22 protein-coding genes, 1 pseudogene and 1 riboswitch are annotated in these 24,793 nt (G+C 45.1%); of the genes and pseudogenes, 18 read left to right on the top strand and 5 right to left on the bottom strand.

Translation table 11 applies throughout. From position 1 onward, the window contains the following. Window positions 1-186: pseudogene (locus L4D76_RS20720) on the top strand (IS4 family transposase); the annotation flags it as partial. 361 nt (window positions 187-547) lie between these two features. Here the strand turns inward: L4D76_RS20720 and torR are convergent. Next, window positions 548-1,261 carry a two-component system response regulator TorR gene (torR, locus tag L4D76_RS20725; RefSeq protein WP_428442774.1) on the bottom strand — a complete coding sequence of 238 codons (714 nt, stop codon included), beginning with the start codon at window positions 1,259-1,261 and terminating at the stop codon, window positions 548-550. A 200-nt stretch (window positions 1,262-1,461) separates the two neighbouring features. Between torR and torC the strand changes: the two genes are divergently transcribed. The 4 genes from torC to L4D76_RS20745 all read left to right on the top strand — a co-directional run bounded on the left by torC (window position 1,462) and on the right by L4D76_RS20745 (window position 6,855). Beyond that, window positions 1,462-2,628, top strand: a complete 1,167-nt coding sequence (gene torC / locus L4D76_RS20730) for a pentaheme c-type cytochrome TorC (RefSeq protein WP_428442775.1) — start codon at window positions 1,462-1,464, stop codon at window positions 2,626-2,628. 77 nt (window positions 2,629-2,705) lie between these two features. Then, entirely contained in the window at window positions 2,706-5,237 is a 2,532-nt protein-coding gene (torA, locus tag L4D76_RS20735; protein ID WP_428442776.1) for a trimethylamine-N-oxide reductase TorA, read from the top strand. 179 nt (window positions 5,238-5,416) lie between these two features. Beyond that, window positions 5,417-6,067, top strand: coding sequence for a molecular chaperone TorD (gene torD, locus L4D76_RS20740; RefSeq protein WP_428442777.1), 651 nt, complete (start codon window positions 5,417-5,419; stop codon window positions 6,065-6,067). 221 nt (window positions 6,068-6,288) lie between these two features. Beyond that, window positions 6,289-6,855 carry a hypothetical protein gene (locus L4D76_RS20745; protein ID WP_428442778.1) on the top strand — a complete coding sequence of 189 codons (567 nt, stop codon included), beginning with the start codon at window positions 6,289-6,291 and terminating at the stop codon, window positions 6,853-6,855. Between the two features lie 56 nt (window positions 6,856-6,911). Here L4D76_RS20745 and L4D76_RS20750 read toward each other — a convergent pair whose 3' ends face one another. Further along, on the bottom strand, window positions 6,912-7,109 hold the full coding sequence (locus L4D76_RS20750) for a hypothetical protein (RefSeq protein ID WP_428442779.1): 198 nt from the start codon (window positions 7,107-7,109) through the stop codon (window positions 6,912-6,914). Between the two features lie 80 nt (window positions 7,110-7,189). Continuing rightward, window positions 7,190-7,585 carry a hypothetical protein gene (locus L4D76_RS20755; protein WP_428442780.1) on the bottom strand — a complete coding sequence of 132 codons (396 nt, stop codon included), beginning with the start codon at window positions 7,583-7,585 and terminating at the stop codon, window positions 7,190-7,192. 552 nt (window positions 7,586-8,137) lie between these two features. On the opposite strand from L4D76_RS20755, the gene purR reads away from it, so the two are divergent. The 10 genes from purR (at window position 8,138) to L4D76_RS20805 (ending at window position 19,030) form a co-directional block, all read left to right on the top strand. Next, window positions 8,138-9,142: an HTH-type transcriptional repressor PurR gene (gene purR, locus L4D76_RS20760; RefSeq protein WP_428442781.1), complete on the top strand. Its 1,005-nt coding sequence runs from the start codon at window positions 8,138-8,140 to the stop codon at window positions 9,140-9,142. A gap of 198 nt (window positions 9,143-9,340) precedes the next feature. Then, window positions 9,341-9,445: riboswitch (cyclic di-GMP riboswitch) on the top strand. Between the two features lie 123 nt (window positions 9,446-9,568). Next, entirely contained in the window at window positions 9,569-10,159 is a 591-nt protein-coding gene (locus L4D76_RS20765; RefSeq protein ID WP_428442782.1) for a TfoX/Sxy family DNA transformation protein, read from the top strand. Between the two features lie 227 nt (window positions 10,160-10,386). After that, entirely contained in the window at window positions 10,387-10,779 is a 393-nt protein-coding gene (locus L4D76_RS20770) for a hypothetical protein (RefSeq protein ID WP_428442783.1), read from the top strand. Window positions 10,780-10,899: 120 nt separating this feature from the next. Further along, the gene (locus L4D76_RS20775; protein WP_428442784.1) at window positions 10,900-11,487 is read left to right on the top strand and encodes a carboxymuconolactone decarboxylase family protein; all 588 of its coding nucleotides are present in this window, start codon (window positions 10,900-10,902) and stop codon (window positions 11,485-11,487) included. 13 nt (window positions 11,488-11,500) lie between these two features. Then, the gene (locus L4D76_RS20780) at window positions 11,501-13,780 is read left to right on the top strand and encodes a dihydrolipoyl dehydrogenase family protein (RefSeq protein WP_428442785.1); all 2,280 of its coding nucleotides are present in this window, start codon (window positions 11,501-11,503) and stop codon (window positions 13,778-13,780) included. After that, complete coding sequence (locus L4D76_RS20785) at window positions 13,777-14,952, top strand: ABC transporter substrate-binding protein (protein WP_428442786.1); 1,176 nt, start codon at window positions 13,777-13,779, stop codon at window positions 14,950-14,952. The genes L4D76_RS20780 and L4D76_RS20785 overlap by 4 nt, the downstream gene beginning before the upstream one ends. Before the next feature lie 193 nt (window positions 14,953-15,145). Beyond that, a complete protein-coding gene (locus tag L4D76_RS20790; protein ID WP_428442787.1) occupies window positions 15,146-16,855 on the top strand; it encodes an ABC transporter permease in 1,710 nt (569 codons plus the stop codon). Continuing rightward, the gene (locus L4D76_RS20795) at window positions 16,821-17,471 is read left to right on the top strand and encodes an ATP-binding cassette domain-containing protein (protein ID WP_428442788.1); all 651 of its coding nucleotides are present in this window, start codon (window positions 16,821-16,823) and stop codon (window positions 17,469-17,471) included. The genes L4D76_RS20790 and L4D76_RS20795 overlap by 35 nt, the downstream gene beginning before the upstream one ends. Continuing rightward, window positions 17,464-18,072, top strand: coding sequence for a CDP-alcohol phosphatidyltransferase family protein (locus tag L4D76_RS20800; protein ID WP_428442789.1), 609 nt, complete (start codon window positions 17,464-17,466; stop codon window positions 18,070-18,072). Before L4D76_RS20795 ends, L4D76_RS20800 begins: the two co-directional genes overlap by 8 nt. Before the next feature lie 415 nt (window positions 18,073-18,487). Beyond that, entirely contained in the window at window positions 18,488-19,030 is a 543-nt protein-coding gene (locus tag L4D76_RS20805; protein ID WP_428442790.1) for a hypothetical protein, read from the top strand. Between the two features lie 40 nt (window positions 19,031-19,070). On the opposite strand, the gene L4D76_RS20810 is transcribed toward L4D76_RS20805, so the two are convergent. After that, on the bottom strand, window positions 19,071-20,156 hold the full coding sequence (locus tag L4D76_RS20810) for a DUF4382 domain-containing protein (RefSeq protein ID WP_428442791.1): 1,086 nt from the start codon (window positions 20,154-20,156) through the stop codon (window positions 19,071-19,073). A gap of 158 nt (window positions 20,157-20,314) precedes the next feature. After that, the gene (gene punR, locus L4D76_RS20815) at window positions 20,315-21,217 is read right to left on the bottom strand and encodes a DNA-binding transcriptional activator PunR (RefSeq protein WP_428442792.1); all 903 of its coding nucleotides are present in this window, start codon (window positions 21,215-21,217) and stop codon (window positions 20,315-20,317) included. Window positions 21,218-21,322: 105 nt separating this feature from the next. Between punR and punC the strand changes: the two genes are divergently transcribed. The 3 genes from punC to L4D76_RS20830 all read left to right on the top strand — a co-directional run bounded on the left by punC (window position 21,323) and on the right by L4D76_RS20830 (window position 24,793). Next, complete coding sequence (punC, locus tag L4D76_RS20820) at window positions 21,323-22,531, top strand: purine nucleoside transporter PunC (protein WP_428442793.1); 1,209 nt, start codon at window positions 21,323-21,325, stop codon at window positions 22,529-22,531. Between the two features lie 606 nt (window positions 22,532-23,137). Next, window positions 23,138-23,866: an arginine ABC transporter ATP-binding protein ArtP gene (gene artP, locus L4D76_RS20825; protein ID WP_428442794.1), complete on the top strand. Its 729-nt coding sequence runs from the start codon at window positions 23,138-23,140 to the stop codon at window positions 23,864-23,866. Window positions 23,867-24,061: 195 nt separating this feature from the next. Beyond that, window positions 24,062-24,793 (top strand): lysine/arginine/ornithine ABC transporter substrate-binding protein, encoded by a 732-nt coding sequence (locus tag L4D76_RS20830; protein WP_428442795.1) that lies wholly within the window; start codon window positions 24,062-24,064, stop codon window positions 24,791-24,793.

Raw genomic sequence — 24,793 nt, forward strand, 5'->3', positions numbered from 1 at the left:
GTTCATGAGTTAACGCAGTTGCCATTTGTGACACCAGGGAACATACCGAAACAAGTAATGGTACTAGAAGAGATCGCGAAGCAGTTTATTTTACCTGCTAGAAGAGAACGAAGTTACCCTAGAGTATTGAAGTGCTCAAAAAACCGATATCCCGTTAGAAAAAACAATGCCGCTCACGTTAAGTGAACGGCATTAGACCAATGTCAGGCTTTATTTTATACAATCAGCATTGTCCAAATTTTTCATCACTCAAAATCCACCTATTTACATTCTTCTACTTTACACTCAAACCAAGTGAACACCGTGTTAATTTGATTGATCTATTAAATATATGCGCACCAATGAATTAGCGAAAAACATAGCCAAATAAAAGCCAAAATGTTAAACCTATTAACCATCATTAACATCACTTGATGAAAATCAAGAAAGTGCCAATATTTAACTAGAAAAAAAGCCGACATACAAAATATGCCAGCTAATTTATGACAAGTTATGACAACGCAATAGATAATGATTTTCTCATTGCGAGCATTCAAAAACAGATCGTTTAATCACCCGCAAACATGTATCCCTCACCGTGAACGGTGACAAATATCTGAGGGTTTTTCGGATCAACTTCCATCTTAGAACGCATGCGACGAATAAGCACATCAATGGTTCTGTCATTAGGTGCTTCTACGCGATGGCTTAACATATTCAGGATCCGCTCACGACTTAGCACAACATTTGGATGTGAGGAAAAAGCCACTAACAGTTCATATTCTGCCTTAGTCAATTTTACTGGCAGGCCATTATGAGTCAGCGCGCGTTTATTGATATCAAACTGCCAGTCACCAAAACGAATCATGTTATCTTCGTGCATTTCTACCATGGTTTCATCACGTGCCTTTTCAACTAAGGCCATACGCCATAACAAGTTTTTCACCCGAACCAGTAGCTCGCGAAGTTCAAACGGCTTAGTGACATAATCATCGGCACCCATCTCTAACCCGACAATACGATCGATACTATCCGTACGGCCTGTCACTAAGATAATGCCCACTTCAGAACGGCTACGTAATTCACGAGTCAGCATCAAACCGTCTTCACCCGGAAGGTTAATATCGAGCATCACAAGATCAATTTTTTCAGTCGCCATAATCTCGCGCATTTGAGTGCCACTATCCGCCTGGCTGACCTTATACCCTTCATTTTCAAAATACCCGACAAGCTTAGTTCGGGTCACAATCTCATCTTCTACAACAAGCACGTGATGACTCATTTTTATCTCTTTATTTATATTTCGAAGGTTTTTAAAACGGCAACACAACAATTACCTGTTAACAATCTGCCATAAACAGGCCAAAGCTGTTCATGCCAACCCTTAACCTTTTTCACATCGTAGCTTTAAGATTAAACCATAAAAAATTATACGTCACCGTACTTTACGGCAGACATTCATTATTTCTGGAATATTCCACTATGAAAAAACTTTGGCAAAAGTTGATTAAACCAAGCAGCAAGTATCCAATTCTTGCATTGGTATTAGTCGGTATCGGTATTACTCTTTCGGGCACGTTTGTTGTCCACAAAGCCTTTGAAGTCACTTCGACTATCGAATTCTGTACCTCTTGCCACACCATGGAGCAGAACTACGAAGAATACAAAGAAACAGTTCATTTTAAAAATGCTTCCGGTGTTCAGGCTCAATGTGTTGACTGTCACCAGCCCAAAGACTTACCCGGCAAAGTTTTCCGTAAACTTGAAGCGGCTAAAGATCTTTATCACCACTTTGTGACCGGTAAAATCGATACGCCAGAAAAGTTTGAAGACAACCGTTTACATATGGCGCAGACCGTATGGGATCGCATGAGCAGCCAGAATTCCAAGACGTGTAAGAGTTGCCACTCCTATGACGATATGGATCATAGCAAACAGTCTGCAAAAGCGGCATTTGAGATGAAAAAAGCGGCAGCCGAAGAGATGAACTGTATCGAATGCCACAAAGGTATTGCCCACGAACTACCTAACATGGCCGGCGGTTTCCAAAAGGATTTCCAAGTGCTTCAGGTAACTGCTAATGCTCAAGGTGCAGCAACTGAGACACTTTACTCTCTGGGTGAAAAAGACCTGTATGCATCCGCTGATGCTAACGCCAAAGCTGAAGGTAAGCTTCTTCCGGCCTCTGAAATTACGGTTCTTGAACGCCAAGACGAGATGCTGAAAATCAAGGTTGATGGCTGGCTTGAAAAAGCGGGTAAAGGCCGTGTAATGACTGAATACATGGGCAAGCGTGTCTTCAAGGCAACTATCCGTGGTGATGTTAAAGCGACTGAGCAGCTAATCGAAGAGCAAACTGACAGCGCAACTGACATCGTATGGCAGCACGTATCAATTGAAGCCTGGATCACCGCTGAAGGCATGATTGACAACATTCAGCCAATCTGGAACTACGCAGAAGACATGTACGGCGCAACTTGCAATGCCTGCCACGCCGCTCCGGATCCAGCTCACTTCACAGCCAACGGTTGGATTTCTGGACTGAATGCAATGAGCGCCTATTACCGTCTAAGTAAAACGGAAGAGCGTACTTTACTGAAGTACCTGCAGAACCACGGTAAAGACACTGGCGGCGCTGGCGCACACTAATTCCTAATGGGCGGGTCTGACAAGCATAATCGCTCCCCCGCCCTTTGAAACAGAATTTTAATTTAAGGATTTCCTATATGGCGACTCAAATTCTAAATAAAGGCGTATCGCGCCGTCGCTTTCTCTCTGGCCTTGCTGCTACGAGTGTAGCAACGGTGGTTGGAACTAGCCTGCTTGCACCACGCAAAGCAATGGCTGCTGCTGATACCAAAACAAGTTTCACCGGCGAAGTACTTTCTGGCTCTCACTGGGGGGCTTTCCGCGCTAAAGTTGAGAACGGCGTTTGGGTAGAAACTGTACCTTTCGAAAAAGACCTCCACCCAACCCCGATGATCAACGGTGTACGTGAAGTGGTTTACAACCCGGCACGTGTTAAATACCCAATGGTCCGTATCGACTGGCTAAAACACGGCTTCAAGTCTGATACAACACAACGTGGTGACAACCGTTTCGTTCGTGTGCCATGGTCCCAGGCGCTGGATTTCTTCTACCACGAAATGGAACGTGTACAGAACAGCTACGGCCCAAGTGCGCTATACGGCGGCCACACAGGCTGGCAGTCAGTAGGTAAACTTCACTCTGCGGGTACCATGATGAGCCGTGCTCTTGGCCTACACGGTACTTACCTAGGCAAAATGGGTGACTACTCTACAGGTGCTGCGCAGGTTGTTCTACCTTACGTTGCTGGTGCAATGGAAGTATACGAGCAGCAGACATCTTGGCCGCTGGTTCTTGAGCATTCTAACACCATTGTTATCTGGGGTTCTGACCCAATTAAAAACCTACAGGTTGGCTGGCTAGTTCCGGATCACAGCCCGTACGCTTATTTTCAGCAGCTAGCTGAGAAAGTGAAGAACAACGAGATCAAAGTTATCTACGTTGATCCAGTTCGTTCTGAAACTCAAAAAGCGATAGGCGGTGAGCAGATTTCTGTTAACCCGCAGACCGATGTACCCTTGATGCTGGCTATCGCACATACTCTGTATACCGAGAACCTGTACAACAAAGATTTCATTGCTGACTACACCACAGGCTTCAACAAGTTTGTTCCTTACCTAACCGGTGAGAAAGACGGCGTTGCGAAGACACCTGAGTGGGCAGAAAAAATCTGTGGCATCAAAGCAGATGACATTCGCGCCCTAGCTCGCCAAATGGCCTCTGGCCGTACTCAGATCATCGGTGGCTGGTGTCTGCAGCGCATGCAGCATGGTGAGCAGTACGCATGGATGCTTGTTGTTATTGCAGCAATGCTAGGCCAGATCGGTCTGCCTGGTGGTGGCTTCGGTTTCGGCTGGCACTACAATGATGCAGGATCTACGACCTCTAACGGTCCGCTAATGTCCGGCTTTAGCGGTGTAACGGGTGTTGACCCAATTCATAACGGTTCATTCAACGGCTACTCAACGTACATTCCGGTTGCACGTTTCGTTGACTGTATCGAGAACCCGGGCAAAACCATCCAGTGGAACGGTCACGATGTGAAGTACCCTGAAATGAAGATGGCTGTTTTCTGCGGTAACAACCCATTCCACCACCACCAGGATCGTAACAAGATGATCAAAGCGTGGCGTAAGCTGGAAACCGTTGTTTCTGTCGAGCACCAGTGGACAGCGACTTGTCGTTTTGCCGATATCGTTCTTCCTGCAACAACCACGCATGAACGTAACGATATCGAACAATACGGTAACCACTCAAACGCCGGTATTATTGCACTACCAAAAGTCGTTGAACCTATGTTTGAAGCGAAAGACGATTTCGATATCTTCCGCGAACTATGTCGCCGCTTTGACCGTGAAGAAGCGTTCACCGGTGGTAAATCACAGATGGAATGGATCGAACAGATCTATAACGGTGCACGTTTGCAGGGCCGTGGTCTTGGCGTTCGTATGCCTAACTTCAAGAAGTTCTGGGAAGGCGAAGGCTTCATTGAATTCCCTGAAGGTAAAGAGTGGGTTCGTCACGAATCATTCCGTAAAGAACCCGATCTGGAGCCACTAGGTACTGCTTCTGGCCTAATCGAGATTTACTGTAAGACAATCGCAGATATGGGTTACGATGACTGTCAGGGTCACCCAATGTGGTTCGAGAAGAATGAACGTAGCCACGGCGGTCCTCGTTCTAACAAGTTCCCGCTGAACCTGCAGAGCACGCACCCGAACCACCGTCTGCACTCGCAGCTTTGTTCGTCAACTGATCACCGTGCTACTTACGCTGTTGCGGATCGCGAACCTGTATACATCAGCACTGCAGACGCGAAAACACGCGGTATTAAATCTGGTGACATCGTTCGCGTATTCAACGACCGTGGTGAAGTTCTTGCTGGTGCCGTTGTTACTGACGACTACAAATCAGGTGTTTGTCGTATCCACGAAGGTGCATGGTATAGCCCGCTAGAAGGTGGCAAGCCAGGTACACTTTGTACTTACGGTGATCCAAACGTACTGACACAAGATGTCGGCTCATCAAAACTGGCTCAGGCAACATCTGCTGCTTCTGCCCAGGTAGAGATCGAGAAATATACGGGTAAAGTACCTGCAGTAACGGGTTTCAATGGCCCGGAAGAAGTTACTGATATCAACCCGCTCTTCCCGGCGATGGATTTAGCGTAATTCGCTTTATTCGAAAAGACATCAATAGCCTGCAGTTGCAGGCTATTGATAAATTTATAGGCGATGTGAGTAACAACATTGCCTTTCTTTCCCCAAAAATAGAACCTATTCACATATAATCATTAGCAACATTATGTTTTATGTGAATATGTTTTTAAGTGTCTGGAGTGACAGTGATCATGCAAGAATTTATTGCTTTCAACGAACAACGTGCTGAAATTTACTGGTGGATGTCTTCACTATTAGCTCGTGAGTTGACGACGGAAGATTTAGTGGAATATCACGGTGACGAGATGTTCACCTTCTTGTCTGGTCTTGGTATGACACCAGAGCTTAAACAGCCTGTCGAGTCATTCCGCGAGGCAATTAATCGCTTAAAGGTGCGTGAAGATGCACAGCTTGAGCTGGCAGCAGATTTTTGTGGCTTATTCCTGAGTACACCAAAGTCTGGTGCCCTGCCATATGCCTCTATGTATGTCGGTGAAAGCGGCCTGCTGAATGACAAGCCGGCACAAGACATGAACAAGCTAATGGAGCAGTACAACATTGCTCAACATAAAGAATTCAATGAACCCGCTGACCACATTGCTGTTGAGCTGGATTTCATGGGCAACCTGATTATCCTGGCTAACCATCAAAAAGACGAAGAAAAGCGAGAAGAAGTGATGCAGGCGCAGTTGTCATTCGTGAACAACATGCTATTGAACTGGCTGCCAATCTTTGCCCAAGCATGTAAATCACGCGATAACTTTGGCTTCTATACCGCAGCTGTTGATCTGCTTGTTGCATTTTGTAAATTAGACTCGGCATTCCTTGCCGGAGAAGAATAATAATCTAATCGGTCATCATAAATACTGAACCACACTATCTCTAGTTGCCGGCATTAAATGCCGGCTTTTTTTCTTCATACCAATTCCATTAATTATCTATCCCCACTCCCTGCTTGTTATATCGGTTCAGCAAACGAACAGCTTTCATGACAATACCCTGACATTACCTGCTCGTGACTTTTATAGATTTAAACAACACTGATAACAAAGAGATATCTGCGATGCATAAACTCAATACGCTAGTAAAGCCCTCTCCATCGATGAAGAGCTGGTTTGTTAAAATGTCTTTGCCTCTGGTATTTTTATCTATGATATTGCTGGCTCCTCAAGTTAATGCCAGTGGCATAGCCGCTGATTCAATAGTTGCACAACGAGATACAGTAAACCGCATTAATTCAATCCAGCGGGATCTCACCAGCATCAGGCAGCAAACCCTGCAAGCTAACCCAGACTTGGCAGAACAATCTAAGCAGTTAGAGAGCAAGTTTCAGCAAAAAGCAGATGAAATCGGCTATGCGCCTGAAGAGTTCATAGCTAAAGCACAAGAGATCCAAGAGCAAGTTCAGGATACTTCCCTTAGCGAAGAAAAGCGCAGTGAGCTAATTAAAGAGTTTACAGCGGCCAAACAAACAATGGCGGAACAACGCCAGGCTATCATGGCCGACAAAGACCTAATGGGTATGCAGGAAAAGCTCCAGCAAGATACCTTCGCGGCAATGAAAGCCCAGGATCCCAAAACAGAGCAATTGGTTGATGAACTAAATAATTTAATCGAGACTATTCAGTAATAGCAAAGATTGGTTAAAGTGACTCACCGCGGCAAGTGTGCCGCGGTGAAGTTGGATTAGCAATCATCTTCATAATCGCTCAGATTAATTCCCATCTCCTTGGCCACATCGGCCCAGTAGGGCTCGGCTTCGCAAACACAACAATCACACCAGGGGGCAATCCCTTCATGCATACTTAACCGTTTGTTTCGTCTCGCAGTTCGGGAAATCTGATGCCCCTGCTCTTTGGTGGGGCCAGTTAGCGCTGTTACCATCGCTATTACTCCAAGCAGCCTGCTCAATATTAATTTTAATCTAAATTTGCTGACATGGACTTCGAGCTGCTCATTGGTAATTAAAGCTCAATAGCTTTATTCTGGCTAAGTAACTTCATCCCTTGGATATGTTTTACAAACCATTTCACAATTGCCAGAGCAGCAATGATAAGGCCAACAACCGGAATGACGTGAAGAGCCTTATCCAGAAAATCGCTGTGTACCCAATACTCAGCGCCAGCAACCATTCCTGTAGTAGTCGCTGCAGTTACACCCAGCACCACAAAGAAAGTAAAGAACAAGAAGAAGGTGCGAATAATGGTGTAGTAATGACTGTAAGTCAGTTCATCAGTGCCTTTATTCAACTGGTAAGCGGAATATATAACCGCAACAATGCCTGAAATCATTAAAGTTAAAGGCGTAAGAAAGCTCGCAATGTAAGCAAAGCGAACACCACTTTTATTATCACCGGACATAAATTTGACCCAATATCATCGTCGTTAATATGACAATTATCACACGAATTTCCGACACATCAAGCGAGCCCAAGTGTTACGATGATCCTGATCAAGCGTTTCCGCCAGAGTCCGCAATAACGACCTAAACAAACAAGGGACCAACCAACTATGTCGTCGTTACTGACCTGAAAAGCCTAGCCAAAATCTCTCATTAAAGACTTTAAAAAGCATTTATCCATGCATTATTATGAACCTAGTTTACTGAAGTTGCATAAAGATTGTTGATGTCTATCAAGTAATTTCCTCTTGGTATACAGAAACGTTGCACTGTGCGCTACACTCAGTAAAATGTGAACGCAAGCGATTACACAGTGAAACGCCTTTTGGGGCTAGCATTAATACCAAGCCGCTCGTTAGAGAAGCGGCTTTTTGACGTTTTATACTTTGTGAAATATCAATCGTACCAAATTGAATAAATAGGTAATTAACGGTTGCGTAGTTACTCAATTTGGTATCAGTTAAGAATTGGTCGGATCAGACCTCTGACCTACAATTATTAGAAGAATAAATATGGCAACGATTAAAGATGTTGCACGTATGGCTGGTGTGTCGACCACAACAGTTTCTCACGTGATCAACAAAACCCGCTTCGTGGCAGAAGCAACACAGAAAAAAGTACTGGCCGCCGTTGATGAACTCAACTACGCACCCAGTGCGGTAGCACGAAGCCTCAAATGTAATACGACTCGCACCATTGGTATGTTGGTAACCAAATCAACCAACCCGTTTTTTGCCGAAGTCATTCACGGTGTTGAAGAGTATTGTTACAAGGATGGCTACACCCTGATCCTTTGTAACACCGAAGGTAACTTATCTAAGCAACGTGATTACCTGCGCATGCTAGCTGAAAAGCGTGTTGATGGATTGCTTGTGATGTGCTCGGATATCGACCAAGAGCTACTTGACCTACTTGAACGTAAAAGTGATCTGCCAATGGTGATCATGGACTGGGGCCCGGAAAGCCCGCATACAGATAAGATCCAGGATAACGCTGAATTTGGTGGTTACATTGCTACCAAGCATTTTATTGAACACGGCCATGCTAAAATTGGCTGTCTGTCAGGTCATGTTGAGAAAGTCACCTGCCGTGAGCGTTTAAAAGGTTTCAAAAAAGCAATGGCAGAAGCCAATCTGGTCGTGAATGATGATTGGATTCTTGAAGGGGATTTTGAATGTGAGTCTGCTGTTGCAGCTGCTAACCAGTACATTGCAATGGACGAGCGCCCTACTGCCATCTTTTGTTTCAACGACATTATGGCAATGGCATTGATCAGTACTTTTGAGCAGGCAGGTATCCGCGTACCTGGCGATATTTCTATCATCGGTTACGACAACATTGAGCTAGCACCATACTTCTCACCACCGTTGACCACTATCCACCAGCCTAAACGTCGTTTAGGTAAGACGGCAGTCGAAATTCTGATGGAACGCGTGAAAGATAAGGATCATGCCCGACGTGTGTTTGAAATGGCACCTGAATTAGTGATTCGGAAATCTGTCAAAGACTTAAACTGATCCCACTGCGTACAACAAGAAGCCGACAAGTCATCACTTGTCGGCTTTTTTAGACACGAATATATCATCAGAAAAAATGCTCAATTCAATTTAACAGCGGCGTAAAACATATAAAAAAGCAAATAACTGGAAGCAGTATCACATTTCCAATAGCTTAGAGTAAGAACAAATACCTTATCTACGATAAACTTTATTAAGTCACGAACAAGGCAAACCACCCGAAAGAGTGGGACGCAAAGCTTCCGGCCTAAAAGAAAGTGGTTTTTTATAACTAACTTAACTTATGGTAGCGGGGTTACCGATGGATTTTTGCTCGGATACGGTCAAATTTTTACACACATTTGACAAAACTATTCGGCAACTTGCTAATCTGATTTCCTCGCTCCGATGTTAGGTGACTCAAAGTATTTTTCACCGAGAAGAAGCATGGATAAACCAGTACTAAAAGACACATTAAAATTATTTGACTGTTTAGAGTGCATTAAGTCACGCTCGATGTTTGGCGGTTTTGGTATTTTCGCCGGTGAAACTATGTTCGCTCTCGTAGTGAACGATAAACTACACTTGCGTGCAAATGCCGATAATGAACAAGAATTTAAGCAAGCCGGCCTTGAACCATACGTGTACAAGAAGCGCGGATTTCCGGTTGTCACCAAGCATTATGCTATTCCTGACCAATGGTGGAATGACCCAAGTAAAATTCTCTGCCAGGCAAAACGCTCTCTAGCGGCAGCCCAACAAGATAAAAAGACCAAAAGCAACACCGGTCCTAATCGTATCAAAGACCTTCCGAACTTACGTTTAGCCAATGAACGAATGTTAAAGAAAGCAGGCATTGATACCATAGAACAACTTTTTGATCTTGGCGCACTTGATGCCTACAAAGCTTTACAGCAAACGCATCAAGAATCATTAAATGTCGAGTTGTTATGGGCATTGGAAGGTGCGATCAGTGGTAAACATTGGTCTGTTATCACTGAACAGCGACGTACCGAGTTGTTGTCTGCGTTACCATAATCAATTGATCAACCATGAAAGAGGCGCATCACGCCTCTTTTTTTACCTCACAGATCTCTCTGTCTCTGCTTCTCCAGCAGACTATGCATAAAAGCTCGTATTACCTTATGTCAGGCTATGTCAAATATTGAACCCTCTCACAAAGCTGCTCATAAATGCATCAATAAGCTTTCAATTAATATGAAGGTTTGTAAAATCATGCGAGCATTATTTACTGAGAGGTTGCTATGTTCTGCTCCAAGCCTTTCCCGGGTCAAACAGATCACATATTTAGAGACAAATTTTATAAGTGGCCAAAGCTACTTCGCAGTTTGATCTTTATCAGTTTGCTACCACCGTTAATGGCGATGTTTTTTGTTTACAACCAGTTTGCACCGTTAGATCTGCTGTATGACACTCTTACCATCATTGGTGCATTTAACCTTTTAATGCTGTTTTGGGGCTTAATCCTTAAAATAAGAGCTAAAAAATATTGGTACCGTAATTACCATATTGGTAAAACCATGTTGTTAGCTTTACTTCCTGTGGTGGCCTGCGGTTATTTGCTAGCCACAGAACAACCTGATTCGCGGGTTGCACAGCAAGTTGAGATTCAAAGTGTTGAAATAACCATCAACTAATCGAATTAAAAGATATATTTCATAAATTCCTGAAATATTCATACCCTTAGCCCGGTCTTTGTTGCTGCGTTGGTATAGCATTGAGTTATGCCAGAACAACTACAGCAATAAGGATCCAAAGTGCGTATTTCAACCAAGCCTCGTTATTCCTTTTCTATTAAACCATTACTTTGGCTTCAAAAACGCCATTATGGGGAAGTCTTAAACCCCGCCCTGCTGTGGGGAAGACGTCCGGCACTGTTCTGGCTAGTTGCGGGTTTCTTTGGTTTTCTCGATCGTAAGTCATCACCTATCTCTCCCGTGATCCGCTCTTTAGTTGGTGTACGCGTATCACAGCTTAACGACTGTGCCTTCTGCGTTGATGCCAACGGCATGAAACTCGCCGAACGCTGCAACTCTGTCGAAAAAATTACAGCCCTTGCCCACTGGCAGCAAAGCGAATTATTCACAGAGCAAGAACAGATTGTTTTAACCTATGTGGAAGCGATGACGATCACAGGCCAGCGCGTTAGCGAAGAAATGATCGCCAATCTTAAAAAGTGGTTTGATGAAGATAGTATTGTTGAGCTGACGGCGTTAGCGGCATTCCAGAACTTATCCGCTAAATTTAATACGGCGCTTGATGTTCCTAGTCAAGAGCTATGTTCTTTACCTATACAAGTTGACGATGAGAAGGATTCATCAGCAGCTGAATCACAAACTAAATAGCAGAGGTGTCATCATGGATAGAAAAAAACTCCTGCTCCTCGTTACAATTATCACCCTGATTGGGCTCTGGTTCGCGTTTGATCTGGGGCAATACTTCACCCTGGAACAAGCTAAGGCTCAGCAACTAGCATTAAAAGACACCATTGCCGAACAACCTTTCTTGTCTAGTCTGGTGTACTTTGCCGTTTATGTGATTGTAACGGCTCTGTCATTGCCCGGTGCCGCCATCATGACGCTGTTAGGTGCTGCATTATTTGGTTTCTGGTGGAGCTTAGTACTGGTGTCTTTTGCCAGTTCTATTGGCGCAACGTTAGCATTTTTATTCAGCCGCTTTATTCTACGTGACTGGGTACAAGCTAAATTCGGTAATCGTATTGCTCCGATTAATGCCGGTATCGAAAAAGACGGGGCTTTCTACCTGTTCACCCTGCGTTTAATTCCCGTGTTCCCATTCTTTGTGGTAAACCTGTTAATGGGTTTAACCCCGCTGAATACCCGTATGTTCTACGTTGTGAGTCAGTTAGGTATGCTGGCAGGTACCGTGGTGTATCTCAACGCAGGTATGCAGTTAGGTGAAATTGAAACATTGAGCGGTATTATTTCAGCGCCTGTATTGGCCTCTCTTGCACTGCTGGGAATTTTCCCTCTCATTGCTAAGTTCATCATGAACATCATTACCCAACGTCGCGTATATGCTGACTGGCAGCGCCCTGATCAGTTTGATCAGAATATGGTGGTTATCGGTGCGGGTGCCGGCGGCTTAGTGAGCTCGTATATTGCCGCAGCCGTTAAAGCCGAAGTAACCCTTATCGAGAAACATCAAATGGGGGGGGACTGCCTCAATACCGGGTGTGTACCATCAAAAGCGATTATCCGCGCTGCACACTCCATGGCTGAAATTTCCCGTGCCCATGAATTTGGTATCACAACGGATAAGCCACAGGTCAATTTTGAACAGGTGATGGCACGTATTCATAACGTTATTGCTAAAATCGAACCCCACGACTCGGTCGAACGTTACTCCAAGCTAGGGGTTAACTGTGTCAAAGGCGAAGCACAAATCCTTTCCCCATGGGAAGTGGAAGTGAATGGCAAGCGCATCACCACCCGTAACATTGTTATCGCAACAGGTGCCCGTCCATTAGTCCCTAATATTCCAGGACTGCAAGATGTTAATTACTTAACGTCTGATACAATCTGGTCGCTTAAAGAGCAGCCAAAACGCTTGCTAGTACTTGGCGGGGGCCCGATTGGTTGTGAACTCGCGCAGAGCTTCAGTCGTTTAGGTAGCCGGGTAATCTTAGTCGAAATGGCGGAGCAACTACTCATTCGCGAAGATAACGACGCCTCACTTTTAGTCAAAGCAAGCATGATCAAAGATGGAGTTGACATCAGACTTGCCCATAAAGCGATACGCTTCGAGTCAGTTTCTGAAAAAGGTCTCACGCAAGACGATGACACACATGTTCAACGCGCTTATCTGGAAAACAACGGTGAACAAGTCATTATTGAATTTGATGCCGTTATGCTCGCCCTTGGTCGCGTGGCAAATGTTCAGGGTTTTGGTCTTGAACAGCTCGGTATTACGACAACAGAACGTGGCACCGTTGAGGTGAACGATTACCTGCAAACCAAATATCCTAATATTTTTGCCGTCGGTGATGTGTCGGGGCCTTTTCAGTTAACCCACGCAGCAGCACACCAAGCATGGTATGCCGCAGTCAACGGCCTGTTTGGCCAGTTTAAGAAATTTAAAGCCGATTATTCCGTATTGCCCGCGGCGACTTACACCTCACCCGAAGTTGCCAGAGTCGGTATTAACGAAAAAGAAGCGCAAAACAAAGGTATTAACTATCAAGTTGTTACTTATGGTATCGACGATCTTGACCGGGCGATCACAGACGGCGAAGATTACGGTTTTATCAAAGTGATCACCCCGAAAGGTAAAGATAAAATTCTCGGTGCAACAATTGTCGGCAATAATGCCGGTGAGCTACTCGCTGAATTTACCTTAGCCATGCGTCATGGGTTGGGGCTGAATAAAATACTGGGAACGGTTCATCCCTACCCGACCATGAGTGAAGCCAATAAGTATACGGCAGGTGTCTGGAAACAAGCGAATGCACCACAGGTGCTATTGGCTTGGGTGAAAAAGTATCACACCTGGATGCGGCACGAAAAAGCCTCGGACAAAAACCAGTCAGAAAATATAAAAGCACAAACAATCAACTTAGAAGAAACAGCAAATATAAAATCAGCGGCAGTATTAAACGAGAATAAGGACATTCAATGAAAAAACTAGTTATGGGGCTGGCACTATCGCTAGCCTCTTGTTTGGTAAATGCAGAACAAGCTTCAACTCAGCAGTCTGAGCAATGGCAGCTTATTGAAAGTAAAGCGAGCGGGCAAACGGTCTATTTTAATGCCTGGGGCGGCAGTCAGGAAATTAACGACTACCTGCGTTGGTCAGCGAAGCAACTTAAGCAGCGTTACAACGTCACACTTAAACATGTGAAAGTGGCTGATATCGCAGAAACCACCCAACGACTACTGGCTGAAAAGACGGCCGGTAAAAACAGCGACGGCAGTGTCGACCTGGTTTGGATCAATGGCGAGAACTTCCGTTCAATGAAACAAGGAGAGTTATTGTTCGGGCCTTTTGTCGAGCAACTTCCTAACTGGCAATATGTTGATCAGCGTCTGCCGGTTTTCGAAGATTTCACCGAACCAACGGAAGGATTAGAAGCCCCCTGGGGGGTCGGACAGCTCGTTTTCATTCATGATAAACAGACGCTGAATAACCCACCGCAAAGTTTTGCTGAGCTGCTAAGCCTGGCGAAAGCGTTCCCAGGTAAAGTCAGTTACCCTCAACCACCGGAGTTTCATGGCAGCAGTTTCTTAAAAGCAGCTTTAATTGAACAGACTGATGATAAGCCCGCGCTTTATCAACCAATTGCTCTGAGTAAAGATAAAGCACGCTTTGACCGGGTCACTGCACCATTGTGGCAGTACCTTGATCAGCTTCACCCGGTAGCCTGGCAACAAGGTCAGCGTTTTCCATCAGGTACAACCGAAACAATTCAGTTATTGGATGATCAGCAGCTACTATTAGCCATTACATTCAACCCGAATGCAGCTAATGCTGCGATTGAACACGGTACGCTAGCAGAAACAGCCCAGGCTTATGCTTTCAACCAAGGGGCACTATCAAACATTCATTTTCTAGCCGTTCCATGGAATGCATCAGCGAAAGAAGGTGCTCAGGTAGCCATTAACTTTTTGCTAAGCCCTGAAGCTCAAGCACGTAAAGCAAATACCAGCATCTGGGGCGATCCTTCGGTACTGAAAGAAGAGGCTCTAGATAGTGGCAGCCGGGGTTTTGCATTATTCAAACCCGTTGCCGAGCCTCACCCAAGCTGGCTGACAGCGATTGAACAAGAATGGCAGCGCCGGTACGGGCATTAATCCTAGAGACTAGAATCTAGAATCTAGTTTCTAGTTTCTAGTTTCTAGTTTCTAGTTTCTAGTTTCTAGTATACGAGTGTCGAGATCCTGGAAACTCGGCACTCTTTTTTCATAATTCATCAGGAATAACACTGATACGCATGCAGCTATTTTATTTGTACAACATTCAAGTCACTCACGCTTTGAGCCTGCCATGATCCGTTTGCTTTACCTGGCAACCATTGTGATATGTGCACTGCCCTTACTACCCGGCGTAATTGGCATTGCGATCCCGGCTTTTTCCTGGTTACCCGCACTTGGCTTAGATTCCCCGAATCTGTCTGCATTTACCTCGGCCTTTCAGTGGCCCGGCCTTATCCAGTCCATATTGCTGACACTGCTTTCTGGTGTCGGCAGCACCATGCTGGCAACCACATTTTGCTTTCTGATTTTACAGGCGAACTGGAACAGTTCGCGTTGGCAACGTATTGAGCATCTGATCGCCCCCATGTTGTCGCTGCCTCATGTGGCATTTGCCATTGGTTTTGCCTTCACGTTTTCCCCGACAGGATGGTTATTCCGCCTGGCTGAAACCGCTGGCATCGACACCTCGTCACTGTTCGCTCTCACCCAAGATCCTTATGGCATCGGGTTGATGCTGGCACTGGCAATTAAAGAAACCCCTTTTCTGTTATTAATGAGCGTTTCAGTACTCCATCAAATACGGATCAATCAATTACAGGCTGTTGCTTCCGGTCTAGGCTACAGCCACAGCGATAGCTGGCTAAAAGTCATTTTGCCGCAGTGGCTACCTAAAATGCGCATGCCCATCTATGCCGTATTAGCTTATGGCTTGTCCGTGGTAGATATCGCCATGATCTTAGGCCCGTCACGCCCGCCAACATTAGCGATATTAGTCTGGCAATGGTTTAATGAACCCGATCTTACCCAGATCCCCCGTGCAGCTGTCGGTGCCATCATATTACTTGTGCTTTCTTTCACTGTATTAGCATTGGCTCGTCTGATGGAATGGCTGCTTTTCGAGATTAAGCGACAATGGCAATATTCAGGTCCGTCATCCAAAAAGAAGAAATTATTTTTACCAGGTGTTCACTTGCACTGGCCCTTTACGATTGTGCCTGTCATCGTGGTTCCAGTGCTGATCATCTGGTCTTTTGCCCAACGATGGCGCTTTCCTGATCTGCTGCCCAGCCGCTATAGCACACGTTTCTGGCTACAAGAAAGCGAGTCTTTAATACAACTGGCATCTAATAGCATTTTGCTGGCACTCAGCAGTGCATTTATCGCATTAGTGCTGGCTATCGGCTGTCTGGAACACCGACAAAAATACCAGCGAGGAGTACCAACCTGGCTTATTGCCTTGCCTATGGTGATCCCCCAGCTTTCTATCTTATTTGGCATTCAGGTTTCCACTTACCTGTTTACCGGGCAGCACTTTTGGTTATGGGTGATATGGAGCCACGTTCTTTTCGTTTTTCCATACCTTTATCTGGCATTAGACGGGCCATGGCGATCTTATGATATTCGTCTGGACCAGTCAGCCCGCAGTTTAGGCTTAAGTGCGTGGTCTGCCTGGTGGCGAGTAAAACGTCCACTCATGATGCCTGCTATCTGGCTGGCTCTTGCCGTTGGGATGAGTGTGAGCCTGGCGCAGTACCTGCCAACCCAAATCTTAGGCGCGGGACGTATCTCGACCTTAACAACTGAAGCGGTGGCATTAGCCAGTGGGCAGGATCGCCGAGTCAGTGCAATTTACGGACTATTACAAGGGTTATTACCTTTAATTTTCTTTACCCTGGCGCTTATTGCCAGTCGCTTCTCGGGAAACTATTCCCGTCGCAGTCAGCAACAACGGAGTACCGACACGGATGACCTTATCTGTGGAAAACCTCACTATAAGTAATGGTACTATGCCGCTTATTTCGTCTGTTAGCTTTACCGTTAATCACGGTGAAGTATTGACCTTAATGGGACCAAGTGGCTGCGGTAAATCCAGCATGCTCAGTGCGATTGCCGGCCATTTAAGCCCAGTGTTTACCCTGCACGGTCAAATTTCTCTGAATGAAAGTTCGATGAACGAACTGGAGCCTGATCAGCGCCGAATTGGGCTCCTGTTTCAGGATGATCTGCTCTTTCCTCACCTGAACATATGGGAAAACCTGGCCTTCGGCCTGCCCCGGCAGATAAAGGGAAGTAACCGAAAAGAACACGCCATTTCGACCCTGGCACAAATTGGATTAGAAGAACTTGCTTATCATATGCCAACTGAAATCTCAGGCGGTCAGCGAGCCCGCATCAGCCTGATGCGTACCTTATTGGCGAAGCCTGAAGCGGTTTTACTTGATGAACCTTTCAGTAAATTAGATAAGGAGTTACGAACCGCTTTCCGGCAGTTTGTCTTTGAGCAAATAAAAGCACAGAACATTCCAGCGTTGATGGTCACCCATGATGATGACGATATTCCCGATGGTGGTAATGTATTACGCTGGCCTTGGAACAAGGAGACTCGTCATGATTGATCGTTATGCCATTAAAATAATTCGCCGGCCTTTACAAACGGCTGCAGCCCTACCGGATAAAATTGGGATCACTGCCAATCAGGTAACAATAACCGGATTCTTGGTGGGATTACTGGCACTGCCCGCCCTCGCCTTTCAACAATATGACTGGGCTTTGGCTTTTATTCTCATTAACCGATTATTTGATGGTTTAGATGGCGCGATAGCCCGTAAACAAGGCATCACTGATTGCGGTGGTTTCCTCGATATTACCCTGGATTTTCTTTTCTATTCCATGGTGCCATTTGGCTTTGTTCTGGCTGATCCTGGCGCGAATGCAGTTGCTGGTGCGTTTTTGATTTTTGCATTTATCGGTACGGGATCAAGTTTCCTCTCTTTTGCCATCATGGCAAGCAAGCTCAATATCGAAAACCTGGTGTATAAACAAAAATCGCTTTACTACATTGGCGGCCTGACCGAAGGGACAGAAACAATTGCCTGTTTTATCTTGTTCTGTCTATTCCCACAGCATTTCTCAACTATTGCCTGGATATTCGGTACCTTGTGCTGGGTTACAACAGCAACACGGATCTGGGCAGGCTATCAGACATTGAGAGATTAATAGATACATTTATACCCAAACTACTTCAAGATGCATGATTCAGAGCTTTCTCTGGGAATTCAATTCAAGCGAAATGTGAGTAGGAATGGTATCCCCCTTTCAAGCACATTTCGCGCGGGAGTGAGTTTCCAGAGAAGCTCCCAAGGGGCGAGTTTCAGTGGCTTTTATACTGCGTTAGCCATACTTCAAATAGAACCACTATTCGCTCATATGGCTGCCTTGCCTAAAAACCACTGAATTCTCGCTGAACACGGCATCTTGAAGTGGTTTGGGTATATACCCAAACCACTAAGGCTCGAATTTCGCCATACTTACGAAGTTGAAAATAACTTCTATACTTCAGATTGACTTTTCAGGCCATGGTATTGACGAGTTATACCGTGCCAGAGAAAGTCGCCGAATAGGAAGAATCAGTATGGTTAAAAGTCTCACTCAAAAGGTTATCTTACCACTTGTCATATGCTCATCGGGCGTTGGGATCAGTGCCGCTGAAGATGACGTTGAAAAAATCATTGCTAAAGCAAGATCTGCCGCGCCAACTTCAATTAGTGCGAATGCGACCGTAATTGCTAACGGTAAGGTAATTGCCGAGGGCAGTAATGGCTGGACGTGTCTGCCAGACACAATGCCGAAAGACGGTGCCCCCATGTGTAACGATGCATTATGGATGACAATGTTAAATGCAGTTGGTAATAAAGAACCTTTTGAAGCAACCGGAATCGGGATTTCCTATATGCTTCAAGGGGATCAGGGTGCCGGCCTTAGCAACTCAGACCCTTATCACCCTGACCCCAAAAAAGCCGCGGATTATACCGAAACTGGTCCGCATTTGATGATAATCCTCCCCAAGGAGTTACTTGAGGGAATAACCGATGATCCCAGTACGGGCGGGCCGTACGTGATGTGGAAAGATACCCCCTATAGACACCTCATGGTGCCTGTAGGAGATAAAAAGTAAATTGATGGAACCCGTTATCGTTATATAACCAAACCGCTACCTACTCAACTTCCGAAAAATCATAACGGGTATCTTCACCCGAGAGGACGGTGAGTTTTGTCCATTGGCTATCGGATTTCGCAATCGGGATCTGATTATAAAACTCAGGATGATCTCCCTGGATAGCACCTCCGCTCTGATCAATGCCCGCATCAGTACAGCTAAATGCCAGCGTATATTGCCCCGCGGCAAGGTTACCAAAGACGTAGGCATTACTGTCTTCCCCCTCGTTAGGATCAAGTAACGTCGAGGCATATGGCATCAAAACATTTTCAGGAACATCAGTATCAATATCAGGGTCAAATTCATCACCCATGGTCATGCTGCTCAATCCTTCACCGCTATAGCCCCCTTGATAGAGATAAAGCGTATTGCCACTATCGGCGAAGCAATCACCAGCAGAAAATAGATTAATGTCTACCGTGCCGCTGATACTGCCCACGGTGGCGGTATCTACAATGCTAATGCCATGGGGTTTGAGATTGTAATTGTCGCCTCCGCCGTTATTAACAAGAGAGGAACGCAGTTTAATATCGATGGTATAGGCTTGATTATCTTTCTGGCTGACCGTAAATTTTCCGAGCTTAAGTTTATTACTGGGGGTTTTCAAAGGCTTAGTGCCTTCGTCATATTCCTTCACCCAGCAATGGTCGGTCGGCCCAGCAGAACCATCAGCACCATCAGCACCATCAGCAGCACTCTGGGAGCAGCCGGAAGTATTTACGGTCAAGCTGTAATCCCCCACGGGCACTTCAGCGCCATTGATGATCCGTTTACTTTTACCTTTCTGATAATCCATCAAATTGATACGTATAGGGTTAGCTTTATTCTTAGCATCGGTTACGAAGATAGTTTGTGAGTTGGACTCATCAACTTCTTTATCAACATCTTTATTGTTTTTATCACCCGTATAACTATTTAAAGTGATGGATTCGAAAGTCACCCACACCTCCTTCACACCATCAGCCGGCGCATCGGCAATCGAGAAAGAAACCTTAGCGGTTGGTGCTGAATCGGAGGAATCGCCACAGCCACTAAGGCCAAATAGGGCAATGAACAGAGCAGACAGGGGAAATAACGGTCTCATATGCACATCCTTGCTGGAAACAGAGGGCCTATCAGGATTGTAGTCGAGGTTCCGTTGAATGTAATACCAAATCCATTAATTATCTGATCAATTCCGCGAGCATTAATTAATGGAGTTGGTATCATTGGCAATTCAGCTAACAGTATTCAACATCATGACTAGCGCATCCATTCGCGGTGTAACTGTTCGCTGTCACCCAAGTAATCGAGCAACCACTCAAGTGCCGGGTTCGAATTCTCGGTGTTCCAGGCCAGGCAGCACGGACTGACAGGCGGTTTATTCACTAACTGTTTTTCCACCAGCTCTCCAGTTTCAATACGAGGCATCGCCATATGCGCAGGGACCACGCATACGCCTAGCCCGGCCTTTAAACACTGCAAGGCACTGTGCCAATTTGGCACCATGATACGCCGCTGGTTATCCATCAGCCAGGTTACGCGTTTAGGCAAGGTTCTGGATGTATCTTCAATACAGATGGCGGGATACTCCGCAAGCTCATCAGAGCCAAGTTTATGCTCGGTATTTGCTAACGGATGATCTTTGCAGACTACAAACTTCCAAGACAGTGTGCCCATATCGCGGTAATCGAAATAACCACCAACAGGGACTGCGGCAGTTGCACCAATCGCAATATCTGCACGACCATCAGCCAACGCATCCCATACACCGTTGAACACTTCCATGGTCAAATGCAGCTCGACATCGGGAAAGGCCTGATAAAAGTCACGAACTAAGGTATTCACCCGACTTTCACGCACAACCGTATCTAACGCGACCGAAACGCTTTGTGACCAGCCGTTGGCTACCCGTTGGGTCTGTAATCGCATCTGTTCCATCTGTTTGATCAGGTTGCGTGCTTCTTCGACAAAAAACTCGCCGGCGGGGGTTAATTTCACCTGTCGGTGCATGCGGACAAATAAATCGACAGCTAATCGCTCTTCTATTGACCGCACGGTATAACTGATTGCGCTTGGCACTTTGTGTAATTCTTCTGCGGCGGCAGAAAAGCTACCGCGCCTGGCAACAACATCAATAACTTGCAGATCATTGTACGAAAACATATCAAATCAATTTTTTTGAAAGCAATGTTGAAATATTACCGTTTCACAGCAAGGAAAACCACAACTACACTTGCGAACAATGTTATTTCAATAAAGTTAACCACAATGAAAAACCAACCTTCAAAAGTCACCTTAAGCTGGTTTGCCTGCCTAAGTATGTTAGGTTTTCTGGCTACAGATATGTATTTGCCGGCATTTGCGACTATTCAAGAAGATTTCAACACCACACAGTCGCTTATTGGCTTATCCCTAAGTATATTCCTTTTGGGAATGGCGCTTGGTCAGCTGGTCTACGGCCCGTTATCGGATCGAATTGGCCGTATCAAAGTTCTTCTGGGGGGGATGACCCTATTTAGCATTGCATCAGTACTATGTGCTTTTGCTCCGACTGTCGAACTGTTCCTTGCAGCACGTTTTACTCAAGCTTTAGGAGCCTGTAGTGCCACCGTCATCTGGCAGGCTGTTGTTGTTGACCGCTACGAAGGTAAGGTATCTGAGCGTATTTTTGCGACGATCATGCCGCTTGTCGCTTTATCTCCGGCCCTTGCCCCACTGGTTGGCGCACTGCTTGAAGGTCAGTTCGGCTGGCGTAGCATCTTTATTTCTCTGGTTGGTTTTGGTGCTGTTTTGGCTGTTATGACACTAAAAGAGACTGAAAGCGCACCCATAAGCAAAACGCATAAAAAAGTGACCATCCAGTTACGCCGTGATTATAAGCAAATTCTAAGTTCAAAAAAATTCGTCGGAAACATGCTTATTTTTGCTGCCTGTTCTGCTGCATTCTTTGCCTACCTGACTGGCTCTCCTTTTATAATGGGGGCTATGGGTTATTCAGGTGCTGATATCGGCCTGAGTTATGCGCCACAAACTGTTGGCTTCATTATCGGTGGCTACGGCTGTCGTACTCTACTGAACCGCTTCGAAGGCAAGCAGATCTTACCTTGGTTATTAAAACTCTTTTTCGCAAGTGTGTTGGTAATGTTCCTTATTTCAACCAATACTGAGCCAACGACTATCTGGCCGATCCTTATTCCATTCTGCTTCCTTGCTGCTGCCAATGGTGCGATTTATCCGATTGTTGTTAGTCAGGCACTGGAAGACTTCAAAAACTGCAGTGCGACTGCAGCAGGCTTGCTGAATTTCCTGCAAACCATTATCTGTTTCGCTGCAAGTGGCGTTGTTTCTGCTTTCACGGCAAAAGGCTTGATTACGGTAACAACGGCAATGTTCGCTGCAGGTTTTGTCGCAATCATTGGTTTTGCACTTGTTGTGCAGGCTCGTCGTCAGACAGTGCAACAGGTACAAACCGCATAATTGCATTTCTGAACAGTCACATTTGCATAATTAGTTGAGGCTGCCTTCGGGCAGCCTTTTTTGTTGCCTCAAATCCTTATTTTTTAAGCCATTGGAATGACTAAAATCTCGCAGTCACTTTCTTTGCCCCGCCATGAATCCACACCACTAAGCAGTAATCAGCAGATATACGGCAGCTTATTACTAGTTTTCTTTTAATAAGTCAGTCAATATTTATTCAAACGGAGATCTTTCATGCTTCAGGATTCCAGCTCTACAAACAGCCCGAGCAAAACTACAGCAGAAGACAAAAAATAGCTATTGATCAGGAATATAGACATGATGAGCGATATTGAAAATGGTTTATTTACATGCTTATCATTTCCTGCTGACTGCGATGGACTCAGTGACTGATCAAAAAAAATCGTCATGAATATCTAAGCGTTGGATTATTTATTTCATTAACAACACTTAGCTAATTCAGTGGTTAAACCAGTCATTAACCCTGAAAAACGAACAATTGATATACAAACAAGTAACAAAAGCGATTTTTTATACGTTTTTCTTGCATAAGATCCCATTATGGGTAGTATAAACACCCGGTGACAATTAATGCAGCATATTGGCATGAGTATTCAAGTAAGCGGTATCAACAAATTCTACGGAAACACACAGGTTCTTCACGATGTGAATTTCACCTGCCACACAGGAGACACCCTCGTGTTGTTAGGCCCAAGTGGTGCAGGTAAAAGCTCACTACTGCGGGTACTGAACTTACTGGAAACAGCAAATAGCGGTGAACTGAATATCGCCGACGAAGCATTTAATTTCGCCACTGAAGTGCAAGAAAAAGATGGCTTAAAACTACGTCGTAAGGTTGGTATGGTTTTCCAACAATATAACCTGTGGCCACACATGACAGTTCTGGAAAATTTAGTGGAAGCCCCAGTGAAAGTTGCTGGTATGAATAAAGAAGGCGCACATAAAGAAGCAATGAAAATTCTTGTGACGTTGCAACTGGCAGATAAAGCGGATGCCTGGCCGATGCAACTTTCTGGCGGTCAACAGCAGCGTGTTGCAATTGCCCGTGCTTTAATGATGAAACCTGATGTACTGCTTTTTGACGAGCCGACAGCGGCACTGGATCCGGAAATCACCAATCAAATCGTCCAGATCATTAACGAGCTAAGTGAAACCGGCATCACCCAGATTGTAGTCACTCATGAAGTTGAATTCGCAAAAAAAATTGCAAGTCATGTTCTGTACCTTGAGAAGGGATACATAGTAGAACATGGTACGAAAGATGCGTTCCATACACCAGCAACCCCTGAATTTGCGGAATACCTGACTCACTGATGAATAGCTAATTTGCATAGTCCCTGGCGATTCAGATATTTCTATATAGTGATATAACACCTTTATTTATTTCTATTAACCCAGATATTTCAGCAGACATAACAATGCCTAGTCTCTTCTTAAAAAGAGCCTGCTGAAAGCTGATTTTTCATTAATTAATGGTTGATGAAAAACAAAAACGCACGGAGTATCGCGATGAAAAAGATTTTATTAGCAACGTTAATTGGCCTGGCTTCAGCTAATGCAGTTGCGCAGGAAGAGATAAAGTTCGCGATGGAAGCGACTTATGCACCATTTGAATTCGTTGATGAAAACAATCAAATCCAAGGTTTTGACGTTGATTTAGCGAACGCGTTGTGTGATGAGATCAAAGCAAAATGTTCTTTCCATAACCAAGCATTTGACAGCTTAATTCCTGCGTTAAAGTTCCGTCGCTACAACGCAGCGATTTCTGCAATGGATATCACTGAAGCCCGCAGTAAGCAAGTTAGCTTCACCAATGCTTACTACGATAATGCAGCGGCATTTGTTGCACTTGGTGACAACGTTGCTGATCAAGCTGCACTTAAAGGCAAGCGGGTTGGTGTACAAAACGGCTCAACACACCAGAGCTTTCTGCTTGAACAAATGACAAACGTAACTGCAGTGCCATATGCAAGCTATCAGGATGCTTTCATTGATATGCAAAATGGCCGTATCGACTCTGTCTTTGGTGATACTGCTGTTGTCGCGGAATGGTTCAAGAGCAACGATAAGCTCAGCTACGTCGGTAAGCCAGTCACGAACACTACCTATTTTGGTAACGGCTTTGGCATCGCTGTTAATAAAGACGATCAAGAATTAGTTGATAAGCTGAATACTGCACTTAAAACAGTAAAAGCTAATGGCCAGTACCAGGTTATTTTTGATAAGTATTTCGGTAAGTAA

The organism is Photobacterium sagamiensis (genome assembly GCF_050337085.1).
Classification (GTDB): Bacteria; Pseudomonadota; Gammaproteobacteria; order Enterobacterales; family Vibrionaceae; genus Photobacterium; species Photobacterium sagamiensis.